Origin of the sequence: Pseudomonas sp. MTM4, from assembly GCF_019355055.1 — a bacterium.
Lineage (GTDB): Bacteria > Pseudomonadota > Gammaproteobacteria > Pseudomonadales > Pseudomonadaceae > Stutzerimonas.
In genome coordinates, this window is record NZ_CP048411.1 from 2,480,343 (window position 1) to 2,495,976 (window position 15,634).

At 62.5% G+C, this 15,634-nt stretch carries 14 protein-coding genes and 1 pseudogene; 10 read left to right on the top strand and 5 right to left on the bottom strand.

The genetic code is table 11. The features are described 5' to 3' along the window. Positions 1 to 81: 81 nt before the first annotated feature. From GYM54_RS11395 to GYM54_RS11420, 6 genes are all read left to right on the top strand, one after another. Positions 82 to 222 (top strand): lipoprotein, encoded by a 141-nt coding sequence (locus GYM54_RS11395; protein WP_131651745.1) that lies wholly within the window; start codon positions 82 to 84, stop codon positions 220 to 222. 12 nt (positions 223 to 234) lie between these two features. After that, entirely contained in the window at positions 235 to 1,482 is a 1,248-nt protein-coding gene (gene lysA, locus GYM54_RS11400) for a diaminopimelate decarboxylase (protein ID WP_181104648.1), read from the top strand. Between the two features lie 10 nt (positions 1,483 to 1,492). Next, positions 1,493 to 2,323 carry a diaminopimelate epimerase gene (gene dapF, locus GYM54_RS11405; RefSeq protein ID WP_181104650.1) on the top strand — a complete coding sequence of 277 codons (831 nt, stop codon included), beginning with the start codon at positions 1,493 to 1,495 and terminating at the stop codon, positions 2,321 to 2,323. Continuing rightward, positions 2,320 to 3,015: a DUF484 family protein gene (locus tag GYM54_RS11410; protein ID WP_131651742.1), complete on the top strand. Its 696-nt coding sequence runs from the start codon at positions 2,320 to 2,322 to the stop codon at positions 3,013 to 3,015. Before dapF ends, GYM54_RS11410 begins: the two co-directional genes overlap by 4 nt. A 95-nt stretch (positions 3,016 to 3,110) precedes the next feature. Next, a complete protein-coding gene (gene xerC / locus GYM54_RS11415) occupies positions 3,111 to 4,010 on the top strand; it encodes a tyrosine recombinase XerC (protein ID WP_181104652.1) in 900 nt (299 codons plus the stop codon). After that, positions 4,007 to 4,702 carry an HAD family hydrolase gene (locus tag GYM54_RS11420; RefSeq protein WP_181104655.1) on the top strand — a complete coding sequence of 232 codons (696 nt, stop codon included), beginning with the start codon at positions 4,007 to 4,009 and terminating at the stop codon, positions 4,700 to 4,702. The genes xerC and GYM54_RS11420 overlap by 4 nt, the downstream gene beginning before the upstream one ends. Before the next feature lie 146 nt (positions 4,703 to 4,848). Here the strand turns inward: GYM54_RS11420 and sutA are convergent, their stop codons facing one another. The 5 genes from sutA to glnK all read right to left on the bottom strand — a co-directional run bounded on the left by sutA (position 4,849) and on the right by glnK (position 8,965). Continuing rightward, complete coding sequence (gene sutA / locus GYM54_RS11425; protein WP_131651739.1) at positions 4,849 to 5,181, bottom strand: transcriptional regulator SutA; 333 nt, start codon at positions 5,179 to 5,181, stop codon at positions 4,849 to 4,851. A gap of 74 nt (positions 5,182 to 5,255) precedes the next feature. Beyond that, entirely contained in the window at positions 5,256 to 5,681 is a 426-nt protein-coding gene (locus tag GYM54_RS11430) for a secondary thiamine-phosphate synthase enzyme YjbQ (protein ID WP_181104657.1), read from the bottom strand. 96 nt (positions 5,682 to 5,777) lie between these two features. Next, positions 5,778 to 7,031, bottom strand: a complete 1,254-nt coding sequence (locus GYM54_RS11435) for an ammonium transporter (RefSeq protein ID WP_181104659.1) — start codon at positions 7,029 to 7,031, stop codon at positions 5,778 to 5,780. A gap of 117 nt (positions 7,032 to 7,148) precedes the next feature. Continuing rightward, complete coding sequence (locus GYM54_RS11440) at positions 7,149 to 8,465, bottom strand: ammonium transporter (RefSeq protein ID WP_181104661.1); 1,317 nt, start codon at positions 8,463 to 8,465, stop codon at positions 7,149 to 7,151. A gap of 161 nt (positions 8,466 to 8,626) precedes the next feature. Further along, entirely contained in the window at positions 8,627 to 8,965 is a 339-nt protein-coding gene (gene glnK, locus GYM54_RS11445) for a P-II family nitrogen regulator (protein WP_003096476.1), read from the bottom strand. A 394-nt stretch (positions 8,966 to 9,359) separates the two neighbouring features. Here glnK and GYM54_RS11450 point away from each other — a divergent pair, with 394 nt between their 5' ends. The 4 genes and pseudogenes from GYM54_RS11450 to rep all read left to right on the top strand — a co-directional run bounded on the left by GYM54_RS11450 (position 9,360) and on the right by rep (position 15,461). After that, complete coding sequence (locus GYM54_RS11450; RefSeq protein WP_131651735.1) at positions 9,360 to 9,623, top strand: accessory factor UbiK family protein; 264 nt, start codon at positions 9,360 to 9,362, stop codon at positions 9,621 to 9,623. Between the two features lie 27 nt (positions 9,624 to 9,650). Then, positions 9,651 to 11,156: pseudogene (locus GYM54_RS11455) on the top strand (YifB family Mg chelatase-like AAA ATPase); the annotation flags it as partial. A gap of 216 nt (positions 11,157 to 11,372) precedes the next feature. Further along, on the top strand, positions 11,373 to 13,346 hold the full coding sequence (locus tag GYM54_RS11460) for a choline BCCT transporter BetT (protein WP_131651474.1): 1,974 nt from the start codon (positions 11,373 to 11,375) through the stop codon (positions 13,344 to 13,346). A 105-nt stretch (positions 13,347 to 13,451) separates the two neighbouring features. Further along, positions 13,452 to 15,461, top strand: coding sequence for a DNA helicase Rep (gene rep / locus GYM54_RS11465; protein WP_131651473.1), 2,010 nt, complete (start codon positions 13,452 to 13,454; stop codon positions 15,459 to 15,461). The last annotated feature ends 173 nt before the right edge of the window (positions 15,462 to 15,634 follow it).

Sequence of the window (15,634 nt, forward strand, 5' to 3'; positions counted from 1 at the left end):
ACCGCCGAGCGCGGCCCACATAGGCAATCCGGTGGGTGCTGGGTATACTCCGGCCATCGATTTTTCTAGGATTGCACCCCCATGAAGCGTCTGTTGCTTCCATTCATTGCCCTCGCGGTTCTCGCTTCCGCGCTTGGCGGCTGCGGCCAGAAAGGCCCGCTGTATCTGCCGGACGACGAGGCTGCCGTCAAAGAACGCTCCAAAGACCGATTCGAACTGTAAGGAGGCATTTCCATGGAGGCCTTCTCGTACCGCGACGGTCAACTCTTCGCGGAGGGAGTGGCGCTGCCCGCTCTCGCGCAACGCTTCGGCACCCCCACCTACGTTTACTCGCGCGCCCATATCGAGGCTCAGTACCACGCCTATGCCGATGCGCTGAGCGGCATGCCGCATCTGGTCTGCTTCGCGGTCAAGGCGAACTCGAACCTTGGCGTGCTGAACGTATTGGCCCGGCTCGGCGCCGGCTTCGACATCGTTTCGCGCGGTGAACTGGAGCGCGTGCTGGCCGCTGGCGGGCAGCCGGAGCGCATCGTCTTCTCCGGCGTCGGCAAGACCCGTGACGACATGCGCCGCGCGCTGGAAGTCGGCGTGCACTGCTTCAACGTCGAATCCACCGAAGAGCTCGAACGCCTGCAACAGGTCGCAGCCGAACTAGGTGTGATGGCACCGATATCACTGCGGGTCAACCCCGATGTGGATGCCGGCACCCACCCGTACATTTCCACCGGTCTCAAGGAAAACAAATTCGGCATTGCCATCGCCGATGCCGAGACGGTCTATGCGCGGGCTCACGAGCTCAGCAACCTCGACGTCGTCGGTGTCGATTGCCACATCGGTTCCCAGCTCACCAGCCTGCCGCCCTTCCTCGACGCGCTCGACCGCCTGCTGGCGCTGATCGATCGCCTCGCGGTAGCCGGCATCCGTATTCGCCACCTGGATCTGGGTGGCGGCCTCGGTGTTCGCTACCGTGACGAGCAACCGCCGCTGGCTGGTGATTACATTAAGGCTGTGCGCCAGCGTATCGAGGGTCGCGACCTGGCACTGGTGTTCGAGCCGGGCCGTTCCATCGTCGCCAACGCCGGTCTGCTGCTGACCCGCGTGGAATACCTCAAGCACACTGAACACAAGGATTTCGCCATCGTCGACGCGGCGATGAACGACCTGATCCGCCCCGCGTTGTATCAGGCCTGGATGGACGTGGTGCCGGTGCAGCCGCGCGAAGGTCAGCCCCGCCACTACGACATCGTCGGCCCCATCTGCGAAACCGGCGATTTCCTCGCAAAGGAACGCCCACTGACCTTGGCCGAGGGTGATCTGTTGGCCGTTCGTTCGGCCGGCGCCTACGGTTTCGTCATGAGTTCCAACTACAACACCCGTGGCCGCGCCGCCGAGGTGCTGGTGGACGGCGACCAAGCCTACGAAGTGCGCCGCCGCGAAAGCGTGCAGGAGCTCTACGCCGGCGAAAGCCTGCTGCCTGCCTGAGGCCACGACGATGCTTTTGCGTTTTACCAAGATGCACGGCCTGGGCAACGACTTCATGGTCATCGACCTGATCAGCCAGCACGCGCATATCCAGCCCAAGCACGCCAAGCAATGGGGTGATCGGCATACCGGCATCGGTTTCGATCAGCTGCTGCTGGTCGAGCCGCCGCACAATCCCGACGTGGATTTCCGCTATCGCATCTTCAATTCAGACGGTTCCGAAGTGGAGCAGTGCGGCAACGGCGCCCGCTGCTTTGCCCGCTTCGTGCTGGACAAGCGGCTGACCATGAAGCGCCGGATTCGCGTCGAGACCAAGGGCGGCATCATCGAACTGGATATCCGTCCCGACGGGCAGATCAGCGTTGATATGGGCCCGCCACGGCTGGTTCCGGCCGACATTCCCTTCCACGCCGACGGTGAAGCCATGAGCTATCCGCTGGACGTCGACGGACAGCAGCTGGAGATTGCCGCGGTGTCCATGGGCAACCCGCATTCGGTGCTGCGTGTGGACGACATCGACAGCGCGCCGGTGCATGAGCTCGGGCCAAAAATCGAGCATCACCCGCGCTTTCCACAGCGGGTCAACGCCGGCTTTGTGCAAGTCATCGATCGCCAGCACGCCAAACTGCGCGTATGGGAACGCGGCGCGGGTGAGACCCAGGCCTGCGGCACCGGCGCTTGCGCCGCTGCGGTCGCCGCGATTGGCCAGGGCTGGATGGATTCGCCGGTGCAGATCGATCTGCCAGGTGGCCGTCTGTCCATCGAATGGGCAGGCCCAGGTCAGCCCGTTATGATGACCGGCCCCGCCGTTCGCGTTTTCGAAGGACAGGTTCGCCTATGACCGAGCAAAACCAGGATAAGCCGCAACTGCCGGATGCCGAAGCCGTCGCGGCTTATCTGAGTGCTCATCCAGAATTTTTCGTCGACCATGATGAATTGATCCCAGAGCTGCGCATTCCACACCTGCCGGGTGGCGCGGTGTCGCTGGTCGAGCGGCAGGTAAAGCTGCTGCGCGAACGCAACATCGAGATGCGTCACCGTCTGTCGCAGCTGATGGACGTGGCCCGCGACAACGACAGATTGTTCGACAAAACCCGCCGACTGGTCCTCGACCTGCTGGATGCTAACTCCTTGGAAGAAGTAATCGGTGCGGTGGACGAAAGCCTACGGCACGAGTTCCAAGTGCCCTATGTCAGTCTGATCCTGTTCAGTGAAGCGCCCTTGCCGGTCGGTCGCAGCGTCACCAGCGCCGAGGCACAGCAAGCCATCGGCGGCCTGCTCGGCGGCGGCAAGACCATTTGCGGCGTGCTGCGCCCGCATGAGCTGGTGTTTCTGTTCGGCGAAGAGGAAAGCAAAGAGATCGGCTCGGCGGCGGTGGTCGCGCTCAACCAGCAGCAAGGCATCCTGGCGATCGGCAGCAAGGACCCGCAGCACTACAAGAGCTCGCTGGGCACGCTGTTCCTCAGCTATATCGCCGAGGTGCTGACTCGAGTGCTGCCGCATTACTCTGCGCCGCTGCGATCGGTACGCTGAAAGCTGAAAGCTGAAGGCAATGCGCGGCCCACGAGCGATTCGCGTCTAGCTTTCAGCTTCAAGCTAATGGCTGTCTCATATCGAAGTGAGCTCTGATGCAAACCGATCTCGACGCTTATTTCCAACATCTGCGCAGCGAGCGGCACGTGTCGCCGCATACGCTGGATGCCTACCGGCGCGACCTGATCAAGGTGATGGGCTACTGCCAAAAGCAGCAGCTTGGGCAGTGGTCCGAGCTGAAAAGCGCCCACGTTCGCCAATTGATTGCCGAACAGCACCGCCAGGGTCAATCCAGCCGTAGCCTGGCACGTCTGCTCTCATCGCTGCGCGGCCTGTATCGCTACCTCAATCAGGAAGGACGCTGCGCTCACGACCCGGCCGCCGGCATCTCCGCGCCCAAGGGCGAGCAACGCCTGCCACGACTGCTCGACACCGACCGGGCGATGCAGCTGCTCGACGGTGGCATCGAGGATGATTTCATCGGCCACCGCGATCATGCCATGCTCGAATTGTTCTATTCATCCGGACTGCGCCTGGCAGAGCTAATCGGCCTGAATCTCGATCAGCTCGACGTCCCGGCCGGCCTGGTTCACGTCCATGGCAAAGGCAACAAAGATCGCGTGCTCCCTATCGGACGCAAGGCCCGCGAAGCGCTGCAGGCTTGGCTGCCGCTGCGGGCGTTGAGCAATCCGGCCGATGGCGCGGTATTCGTCAGCCAGCAGGGACGCCGCCTCGGTGCGCGCGCGGTGCAACTGCGGGTACGCCAGGCCGGTGTGCGCGAGCTCGGCCAGCACCTGCACCCGCACATGCTGAGGCACAGTTTTGCCAGCCATGTACTCGAATCGTCGCAAGATTTGCGCTCCGTACAGGAAATGCTCGGCCATGCCGACATCGGCACCACGCAGATCTATACCCACCTGGATTTTCAGCATTTGGCCAAGGTCTATGACCAGGCGCACCCGCGAGCCAAACGTAAGCAGGACAGTGACCCATGAGCATTCAGCTGATCACCTTCGACCTCGATGACACGCTGTGGGATGTCGGCCCGGTCATTCAGAGCGCCGAAATCCGCTTGCGAGATTGGCTCGGCCAATACGCGCCGCGCCTGGGCGACTTTCCTGTCGAGTCGCTGGCCGCGATCCGCCGCATGCTGGTCGAGTCCGAGCCAGGCCTGAAGCACCGCATCAGCGAACTGCGCCGGCGCATCCTCTTCCATGCGCTGCACGACGCCGGCTATCCGAGTGGCGAAGCGCAAGGCATTGCCGACCAGGCATTCGAAGTTTTTCTCGAAGCTCGCCATGCGATCGATCTCTTTCCCGACGTGCACCCAACGCTGGAGTGCTTGGCCAACCAATACACACTCGGTGTGCTGACCAATGGCAACGCCGATGTCCGTCGCCTGGGCCTCGCCGACTACTTTCAATTCACCCTATGCGCCGAAGAATTGGGCATCGGCAAGCCGGACCCGCGGCCTTTCCAGGAAGCACTGGGCCGCGCGGGGGTGAGCGCCGAGCACGCGGTGCATATCGGTGATCACCCTGATGACGATATCGCTGGCGCGCAGCGGGCCGGCGTCCGCGCCATCTGGTTCAATCCAGCCGGAACGCCTTGGCAGCACGACGGTCAGCCAGACGCGGAGATCCGCAGCCTCGCAGAGCTCCCGGCTTTGCTGGCCGGTTGGCGATAGCGCTTCAACGAATCGCAAATACGACGAAGCCCAACACCGGGCGGTGTTGGGCTTCGCTCGTGCTCAAGCGCTGATATAGCTCAAGGCGATGGCATGGCTCTTGCGAGCTCGACCAGCCTTCCGCCTCCAGCGCTTTTCGCTTTGATTCAGATAGGCCGGCTGCCGTACTTGCTGTCAGGCTTTTTCGGCGGATCGGCGACTACGTTCGGTTCGACTTCCTGCACGCGCCCGCCACGGGCGAGAAACTCTTCCATCGCACGTGCCAGCTCGTCACGTTCGCGCTGCTTGGCTTCCAGGCTTGGCATTTCCTCGACGACTACCGTCTTGGCCTTGGCCTTCTTGGTCGTCGGGGTGGCGCGCTCACTGTCGGTCCCCTCGTCGTCAGCGTTGTCGTCGCCGTCATCGGCGGCGGCCAGCTCCTCGCCTTCCTCCTCGTCGTTAACGTCCAGATCGTCTTGTTCTAATTCTTCGTCGCTCATGTTCAACCTCGTACCTTGCCAAAGCGGAAGTTATAGCCCAGCGATGTGCTTTGTTCGCCACCGCCAAAAAAAATTCAACTTGCCATCCCGTGCAGCGTTGCGACGACCTGTCTGGCACCCCCTCGATCGCGGTGTTCCCCCAGATAGATACCTTGCCAAGTCCCTAATACCAGCTGCCCGTCGCCGACCGGCAAGCTCACCTGACAACCGAGCAGGCTCGCCTTGAAATGCGCCGGCAGATCGTCCGGCCCTTCGTAATCATGTTCGTAACCACCCTGGCCTTGTGGTACCAGGCGGTTGAAAAACGTCTCGAAGTCGCGCCGCACCGCGCCATCGGCGTTCTCGTTGATGGTCAGCGAGGCCGAGGTATGGCGCAGCCACAGGTGTAACAGACCGACCCGGCATTGTTGCAGTTCCGGTAGTTGTGCAAGCAGCTCATCGGTAATCAGATGGAAGCCACGCGGTCTAGGACGCAGTGTGATCACGGTCTGTTGCCACATGCTGGAAAGCCCCTCGACACCTGAACGGGCGCATTCTAGCGCGGCGGCAGAAAAAACAAAGGGCGCTCGCGAGCGCCCTTTATCGTCACGTTGCGATCACCGCTTGTTGGTGAACTCCGGATAGGCTTCGAGACCGCACTCGACCACATCGACGCCCTCGTATTCCTCCTCCTCGCTCACTCGCAGCCCCATCACGGCCTTGAGGATGCCCCAGACGATCAGGCTGGCGACGAATACCCAGGCGAAGATCGAAGCCAGCCCCAGCAGCTGCGCGCCAAAGGACGCATCGGCGTTGGTCAGCGGCACCGCCAGCAGCCCCCACATGCCGACCACACCGTGCACCGAAATGGCACCGACCGGGTCATCGATACGCAGCTTATCCAGGCCGAGGATGCTGAACACCACCAGCACGCCACCGACACCGCCAATAAGCACGGCTTGCAGGGCGCTCGGCGTCAGCGGCTCGGCGGTGATCGCCACCAGCCCGGCCAGCGCGCCGTTGAGAATCATGGTCAGATCGGATTTGCCGAACAGCAACCGTGCGGTGATCAGCGCCGCGACCAAGCCGCCGGCAGCCGCCATGTTGGTATTGGTGAACACCTGAGCGACTGCATTGGCGTCCTCGATAGTGCTCATGCGCAGCTGCGAGCCGCCGTTGAAGCCGAACCAGCCCATCCACAGGATGAAGGCACCCAGGGTCGCCAGCGGCAGATTGGCGCCGGGAATCGCATTGATTTGGCCGTTCGGGCCGTACTTGCCCTTTCGCGGGCCCAGCAGCAGCACGCCAGCCAGCGCAGCCGAAGCACCCGCCATGTGCACCAGACCGGAGCCCGCGAAATCGAGGAAGCCTGCCGCGTCGAGGAAACCGCCGCCCCACTTCCAGAAGCCTTGAATCGGGTAGATGAACCCGGTCATCACTACGGCGAAGGCAATGAAGGCCCAGAGCTTCATGCGCTCGGCCACCGCGCCGGACACCACCGACATACAGGTTGCGGCAAATACGATCTGGAAGAAGAAGTCGGCCCTCGCCGAGTAGTAAGGCGCATCCTCACCACCCGCGGCGACTACATCCACGGCGTTCTCGTCACCGATCAGGAAACCCAGGCTCGGCAGGATGCCGCCTTCGGGGCTCGAATACATGATGTAGTAGCCGATCAGCAGATACATGATCGAAGCCACCGAATACAGCACGATATTCTTGGTGAGAATTTCCGCCGTGTTCTTGGCCCGCACCAGACCGGATTCGAGCATGGCGAAACCGGCCGCCATCCACATCACCAGCGCACCGCAGATGACGAAGTAGAAGGTATCGAGTCCGTACTGGACGGGTATCAGAGCTGTGCTGTCCATGTGTCACCTCTATGTGTCGCGCGTTTCGCGCCATTCGGTCGCCGGCTGGCCTTTCTAGCGGCAAGCCGGCCCCAAACCCGGGGTTGGCTCCGGGGGTTTCGTACGCTTGATCGGGATTTACAGGTTGTAGCCGCGCTCGTTGTGCAGGCTGAGGTCGAGACCGATAGTTTCTTCGTCATCGCTGACCCGCAGGCCCATCACCCAATCGATCACCTTGAGAATCACAAAGGTGACGATCGCCGTGTAGACGACGGTGAACAGCACGCCCTTGAGCTGGATCCACAGCTGCAGCGCGATGTTGTCCACCTCACCGAAGCCGCCCAGTGCAGGCGCTGCGAATGCGCCGGTGAGCAACGCACCGACGATGCCGCCGATGCCGTGCACACCAAAGGCGTCCAGCGAATCGTCGTAACCGAGCTTGCGTTTCAGGCTGGTGGCGCAGAAGAAGCAGATGACGCCCGACGCCAGGCCGATGATCAGCGCGCCCATCGGGCCGACCGTGCCGGCAGCAGGCGTGATGGCAACCAGGCCGGCGACCACGCCGGAGGCGATGCCCAGAGCACTGGGTTTGCCATGCGTCAGCCACTCGGCAAACATCCAGCCCAGCGCCGCGGCGGCGGTGGCGATCTGCGTCACGAGCATGGCCATGCCCGCAGTGCCATTGGCTGCGAGGGAGGAGCCGGCATTGAAGCCGAACCAGCCGATCCAGAGCATTGCGGCGCCCACCAGTGTCAGCCCCAGGTTGTGCGGCGCCATCGGCGTGGTCGGGAAGCCCTTGCGCTTGCCGAGCACGAGGCAAGCCACGAGACCAGCGATACCGGCGTTGATGTGCACCACGGTGCCACCGGCGAAATCGAGTACGCCCCAGTCCCACATCAGTCCGCCGTCACCGCCCCAGACCATATGTGCGATCGGCGCATAGACCAGGGTGAACCAGACGCCCATGAACACCAGCATCGCGGAGAACTTCATGCGTTCGGCGAAAGCCCCGACGATCAGCGCCGGAGTGATGATGGCGAAGGTCATCTGGAAGGTGATGAACACGCTTTCCGGAACCGTGCCGGTGAGGCTGTCTGGGGTCAGGCCGCTGAGAAAAGCACGGTCGAGACCACCGATAAAGGAGCTGAAATTGGTGACGCCTGCTTCCATGCCGGTGGTGTCGAACGCCAGGCTGTAGCCGTAGGCCATCCAGAGGATGCTCATCAGGCCAGCGATGGCGAAGCACTGCAGCATGACGGACAGAATGTTCTTGGAGCGGACCATGCCGCCATAGAACAAGGCCAGGCCAGGGATGGTCATGAACAGCACCAGCGCGGTGGCGGTGAGCATCCAGGCCGTGTCGCCTGAATCGAGCGTCGCGTCCTGCGCCAAGGCGATGCCTGGGCTTATCAGAGACAAAAGGGCTCCTAGCCCTGCGAATCTTCGCAGAGTCATGGTTTTACTCCTGGGGCGTGGGGGTTCGTAGGCCTGCCGAAGCAGGCAATCGCAAAGCGTCGGATCGTGCGTAGCGTGTGAAATCAGACTCGGCTGGCTTGCCTGATTTCGCCTGAGCCCGGGCGCTGCCCGGTCAATCGTTCACTACGCGACGACGCCGATCAGATCGCGTCGGTGTCGGTTTCGCCTGTGCGGATGCGGATGGCCTGTTCCAGATTGACGACGAAAATCTTGCCGTCGCCGATCTTGCCAGTGTTGGCGGCCTTGGTGATGGCCTCGATCACGCGGTCCAGCTGGTCGTCGGCAATCGCCACGTCGATTTTCACCTTCGGCAAAAAATCGACCACGTATTCAGCGCCGCGATACAGTTCGGTGTGGCCTTTCTGGCGCCCGAAACCTTTGACCTCAGTGACCGTGATGCCCTGGACGCCGATTTCGGACAGCGACTCGCGTACGTCGTCCAGCTTGAACGGCTTGATGATGGCAGTAACTAATTTCATGAAAACTTCTCCCGTTTAGGTGGACTTGCCCCAGAAGTACGAACCCAGGACAAGTCTAAGCTCTGTGTCTGGCTCTTGTAACGCGTCGACATAGCCGAGCGACCTCCAACACCATCAGCCGATCCGACGAAACGTCCTGAATCGTCTGCGCACCGCAACGCACCGGTGCGTCTTCATGACGAGCCAAGCAGAATCAATGCCAGGTCCGTGAGAAGTGCGTGATAGCCCGCCCCACCGCAGCCGCGCGGGTCGCATCGCTGACAGACCCACGAAACCCGCGCACCAATACCGGGCAAGGCGATGCGACCGCCTGCCCATAAACGTGCACTGCGACGAAAATCGGCCTCAAACAGGCCGTGCTACACTGCCCGCCGCTCAGAAACAGGTGATGTCCATGCTCCCACCCAAAGCTTTTCTCGACGCCATCGGCTCTCAGGCTTCACGCCTGTTCAACGGCGAGACGCCGCTACCCCGTCCCGAAATCGAAGCCCAGTTCAAAAGCATCGTGCAGGGCGCGCTGAGCAAACTGGACGTTGTCAGCCGCGACGAATTCGACAACCAGATGGTGGTGCTCGCGCGCACCCGAGCGCGGCTCGAAGCACTCGAGGCCAAGGTCGCCGAGCTGGAAGAAAGACTGCAGCCACCCGCCGCCGACTAAGCTCGGTGGCGACACGATCAAAGGAGTGATCGAATGTCCCTCGCCATAGTTCATAGCCGCGCCCAGGTGGGCGTCGAGGCGCCCGCTGTCACTGTCGAAGCCCATCTGGCCAACGGCCTGCCTTCGCTGGCATTGGTCGGTTTGCCGGAAACCGCGGTCAAGGAAAGCAAGGATCGCGTGCGCAGCGCGATCCTGACCTCCGACTTCGATTTCCCGGCCCGCCGCATCACACTCAATCTCGCCCCCGCCGACCTGCCGAAAGACGGTGGCCGCTTCGATCTGGCCATCGCCTTGGGCATTCTCGCCGCCAGCGGGCAGATTCCTGCAGACCGCCTCGATACCCTCGAGTGTCTGGGCGAGCTGGCGCTATCCGGCGCGTTACGCCCGGTGCAGGGCGTGTTGCCTGCGGCCCTGGCGGCACGTCAGGCCGGGCGCGCGCTGCTGGTGCCGCGAGCCAATGCTGAGGAAGCCAGTCTGGCTTCAGGGCTGGTGGTTTACGCCGCTGATCATTTGCTGGAAGTCGCGGCGCACTTCAACGGCGTCACGCCTATCGCTCCCTTCGAGGCCCAGGGCCTGCTGCGTCAGGTGCTGCCCTACCCCGATCTGGCCGATGTGCAGGGCCAGGCCGCCGCCAAACGCGGTTTATTAGTCGCGGCGGCTGGCGCGCACAATCTGCTTTTTTCAGGCCCCCCGGGCACCGGCAAGACGCTGCTGGCCAGCCGTCTTCCCGGTTTGCTTCCACCACTTGAAGAACAGGAAGCGCTGGAAGTCGCGGCGATTCATTCGGTTGCCAGCCAGTCGCCGCTGGAGCATTGGCCGCAACGACCGTTTCGCCAGCCCCATCACAGTGCATCCGGGCCGGCGCTAGTCGGTGGCGGCAGCCGGCCGAGACCCGGCGAGATTACGCTGGCGCACCAGGGCGTGCTGTTCCTCGACGAGCTGCCGGAGTTCGATCGCAAGGTATTGGAAGTGCTCAGAGAGCCCCTGGAATCAGGCTGTATCGTGATCGCACGGGCGCGCGACAAGGTGCGTTTCCCGGCCCGTTTTCAGCTGGTCGCGGCGATGAATCCCTGCCCCTGCGGCTACCTGGGCGATCCGAGTGGCCGCTGTCGCTGCTCGCCGGATCAGATCCAGCGCTACCGAGGCAAGCTCTCAGGCCCACTGCTTGATCGCATCGACCTACACCTCACCGTTGCACGCGAAGCCACCGCGCTGAACGCGCCACCCGCAACCAACGACAATACCGCCGTGGTCGCTGAGCAGGTCGCTCAGGCAAGGCGCATTCAACTGGCCCGTCAGGGCTGCGCGAACGCCTTTCTCGATCTCACCGGATTGCGCACTCATTGCCAACTGCAGGCCGACGACCAGCAATGGCTGGAGCGCGCCTGTGAGCGACTCGGGCTTTCACTGCGGGCGGCGCACCGGATTCTCAAAGTCGCGCGGACCTTGGCGGACCTGCAACAGGATGCGTTCATCGGCCGCCGGCACCTGGCCGAAGCGCTGCAATACCGGCCGGGTAGCCAGGCATCCTGAGGCGCGATGCGGCCGCTGGATGGGTTTCACCGTGCGGTTCCGACAGGCGAATCACGGTTTGGCAGAAGCGTGCCGCAATACGCCGAATTGTGCGGTCACATCCTGTAAGCCCTCGTGGCGACGGCCCTTCGCCCGGTCGGACGACGGTCGCTATGTTAGAGTGCACCCCCTTTCGCCACAGGCGGCCCACTCCCTTTCGGTATCAAGGAGCGCAGCATGGAGGCCAAAAAGTCTTCCTCTTCCACCATCAACCCTCCCGTCTTTTTCGGCTCTGCCGTACTGATTCTCGCGCTGGTGATCTATAGCGTTGCCTTTTCAGAACATGCGCAAACGCTGTTTGGCGACGTCCAGGCCTGGATCATCGCCAACCTCAGTTGGCTATACATCCTGGCGGTGGCCATCATCCTGCTGATGGTGGTGATCGTCGCCTTGAGCCGTTACGGCGATATCAAGCTCGGCCCCGATCATAGTGAACCTGATTACAGCAGCCTGACTTGGTTCGCCATGCTGTTTTCCGCTGGCATGGGCATCGGCCTGATGTTCTTCGGCGTCGCCGAGCCGGTGATGCACTTCCTCTCGCCGCCCGTTGGTGAAGGCGGCACGGTTGCCGCCGCGCGCGAGGCGATGAAGATCACCTTCTTCCATTGGGGTCTGCATGCCTGGGCGGTCTATGCCATCGTGGCGATGATTCTGGCCTACTTCGCCTATCGCCATGATCTGCCGCTGACCCTGCGCTCGGCGCTCTACCCGCTCATTGGCGAGCGCATCTACGGCCCCATCGGCCATGCCGTGGATATCTTCGCCATCATCGGCACCGTGCTGGGCGTCGCCACCTCGTTGGGGCTGGGCGTCACGCAGATCAATACCGGCCTCAACCATCTGTATGGCCTGCCCATTTCCGTACCGGTGCAGATCGGCCTGATTGTCGCCACTACGTTGCTGGCGACCATTTCGGTCGTTACCGGCCTGGACAAGGGCGTGCGGCGGCTTTCGGAATTGAACCTGACTCTTGCCGCGCTATTGATGCTGCTGGTTCTGATAGCAGGCCCGACGGTATTCATCCTGCAGACCTTCGTGCAGAACACCGGCAATTACTTCTCGCAGATCGTCACCGCCACCTTCAATCTTTACGCCTACGAGCCGAACGACTGGATCGGTGGCTGGACCCTGTTCTACTGGGGCTGGTGGCTGGCCTGGTCGCCCTTCGTCGGGCTGTTCATCGCGCGCATTTCCCGTGGCCGGACGATTCGAGAGTTCGTCGCCGGCGTGCTGCTGGTGCCGACCGCTTTCACCCTGTTGTGGATGACCGTGTTCGGCGATACCGCCATTCACATGATTCTCTGGGAACACGTGACCAGCCTGGGCGAAGCCATCGACCGCGACAGCTCACTGGCCCTGTTCGCCTTCCTCGAGCATTTCCCGTTCGCCTCCGTGCTTTCACTGGTGGCGATCGTCATGGTGGTGGTGTTCTTCGTCACCTCGGCGGACTCCGGTGCGCTGGTCGTGGACATGCTCGCGTCCGGCGGCCAGGAAGGCACGCCGGTCTGGCAGCGGGTCTTCTGGGCCGGCTCCATGGGCGCGGTGGCCATCGCCCTGCTGTTGGCCGACGGCCTGACCGCACTGCAGACCGCCACCATCGCCAGCGCCCTACCCTTCACCCTCGCGCTGCTGTGCTCGATGTGGGGCCTGCTCAAGGCCTTGCGCCTGGATGCCACCAAACAGGGGTTGCGCTACCAGGCGATCACCACCTCACCGACCACGCCGCGCGCCTACAGCGACTGGCAGCGACGCTTGAGCAATCTGACGAAGTTTCCACGACGCCCCGACGTGGTGCGCTTCATCGCCGACGTGGCTCGTCCCGCCTGTGAAGCAGTTGCCGAGGAGATTCGCAAACAAGGCTACGGCGCAACCGTCGAACAAGGCGAAGACCGCCGCGTCCGCATCGAAATCACCCATGAAGGCGAGCCTGACTTCATCTACGAAATACGCCCCCGCGCCTATGCGATGCCGAGCTTCGTGCCCAGCAACGAGGACGACGAGCCCGGCGAACGTAAGTATTTCCGCGCCGAAGTCCACCTCAAGGAAGGCGGCCAGGACTACGACGTCATGGGCTGGAGCCGCGAAGGCGTGATCGGCGACATCCTCGATCAGTACGAGAAGCACATGCACTTCTTGCATATGGTGCGGTAGCCGCAAGCTGCTTCGCACGGTGGATCGCGCTTCATCGCTCCACCGTGCGTAGTGGCAGCTCCGGCCTGTTAAACTCCCGCCCCGCCCTCAGACACCCGAACGACCATGTCCCGACTCAATCCCCGGCAGCAGGAAGCCGTGAACTACGTCGGCGGCCCCATGCTGGTGCTCGCCGGCGCCGGCTCCGGCAAGACCAGCGTCATCACCCGCAAGATCGCCTACCTGATCCAGCAGTGCGGCATCCGCGCGCAATACATCGTCGCCGTGACCTTCACCAACAAGGCCGCGCGCGAAATGAAGGAGCGCGTCAGCAGCCTGCTGCGCGGCGGCGAAGGGCGCGGGCTCACCGTGTCTACCTTCCATAACCTGGGCCTGAACATCATCCGCAAGGAGTACGCCAAACTCGGCTACAAGCCGGGCTTCTCGATCTTCGACGAGGGCGACATCAAGGCGCTGCTGACCGACATCATGCAGAAGGAATACTCGGGCGACGACGGCGTCGACGAGATCAAGAATTACATCGGCAGCTGGAAGAACGACCTGATCACGCCCGAGGAGGCACTGGGCAGCGCGCGCAATCCCAAGGAGCAGACCGCCGCCATCGTCTACACCCACTACCAGCGCACGCTCAAGGCGTACAACGCGGTGGATTTCGACGACCTGATCATGCAGCCGGTGAAGCTTTTCCAGGATCACCCCGAAGTGTTGGAGAAGTGGCGCAACAAGGTTCGCTACATGCTGGTGGACGAATATCAGGACACCAACGCCAGCCAGTATCTGCTGGTGAAAATGCTGGTGCAGGAACGCGCGCATTTCACCGTGGTGGGCGATGACGACCAGTCGATTTACGCCTGGCGCGGCGCCCGCCCGGAAAACCTGATGCAGCTCAAGGATGACTTCCCCTCGCTGAAAGTGGTGATGCTCGAGCAGAACTACCGCTCCACCAGCCGCATTCTGAAGTGCGCAAACGTGCTGATTGCCAACAACCCTCACGCCTTCGAGAAGCAGCTGTGGTCGGAAATGGGCCATGGCGACCCGATCCGTGTGATTCGCTGCCGCAACGAGGAAGCCGAAGCCGAGCGCGTGGCGATGGAAATCCTCACGCTGCACCTCAAGACCGAGCGGCCCTACAGCGACTTCGCCATCCTCTATCGCGGCAACTACCAGGCCAAGCTGATCGAGCTGAAGCTGCAGCATCACCAGATTCCCTATCGCCTGTCCGGCGGCACCAGCTTCTTCGGCCGCCAGGAAGTGAAGGACCTGATGAGCTACTTCCGCCTGCTAGTCAACCCCGACGACGACAACGCCTTTCTCCGCGTGATCAACGTACCGCGCCGGGAGATCGGCTCCACCACCTTGGAAAAGCTCGGCAACTACGCCACCGCGCGCAAGATTTCCATGTACGCCGCCTGCGACGAAATCGGCCTGGGCGAGCTGCTGGACAGCCGCTTCACCGACCGCCTCTCACGTTTCAAGCGCTACATGGACAACCTGCGCCAGCAGTGCGCGCAGAACGACCCCATCGCCGCGCTGCGCAGCATGGTCATGGACATCGACTACGAGACCTGGGTCCGCAGCCAGACCTCCAGCGACAAGGCCGCGGACTTCCGCATGGGCAACGTCTGGTTCCTTATCGATGCGCTGAAGAACACCCTCGAGCGCGACGAAGAAGGCGAGATGACCATCGAGGAAGCCATCGCCAAGCTGGTGCTGCGCGACATGCTCGAACGCCAGCAGGAAGAGGAAGAAGGCGCCGAGGGCGTGCAGATGATGACGTTGCATGCGTCCAAGGGGCTGGAATTCCCGTACGTATTTATCCTCGGCATGGAAGAGGAAATCCTCCCGCACCGCTCCAGCATCGAGGCCGACACCATCGAGGAAGAACGCCGCCTGGCCTACGTCGGCATCACCCGCGCACGGCAGAACCTGGCCATGACCTTCGCCGCCAAGCGCAAGCAGTACGGCGAAATCATCGAATGCATGCCCAGCCGCTTCCTCGACGAACTGCCCCAGGAAGATCTGGAATGGGAAGGCCAGGAAGACGCGCCGGTGGAAGTCAAAGCGGCGCGCGGCAACGACGCGCTGGCGGCGATGCGGGCGATGTTGAAGCGATAAAGGCGGCATGCTGTAGGGTGGGCTTCAGCCCACCAACCACCTAAAGCTACGCCAACAACCACTATCGTCTGTTACTGGTGGGCTGAAGCCCACCCTACGGCGCTAGAAACCGCTGAAACCGTAGCCTGGGATTAGCCGAAGGTGTAATCCGGGTTGCGAAGGCGCAACTCGTA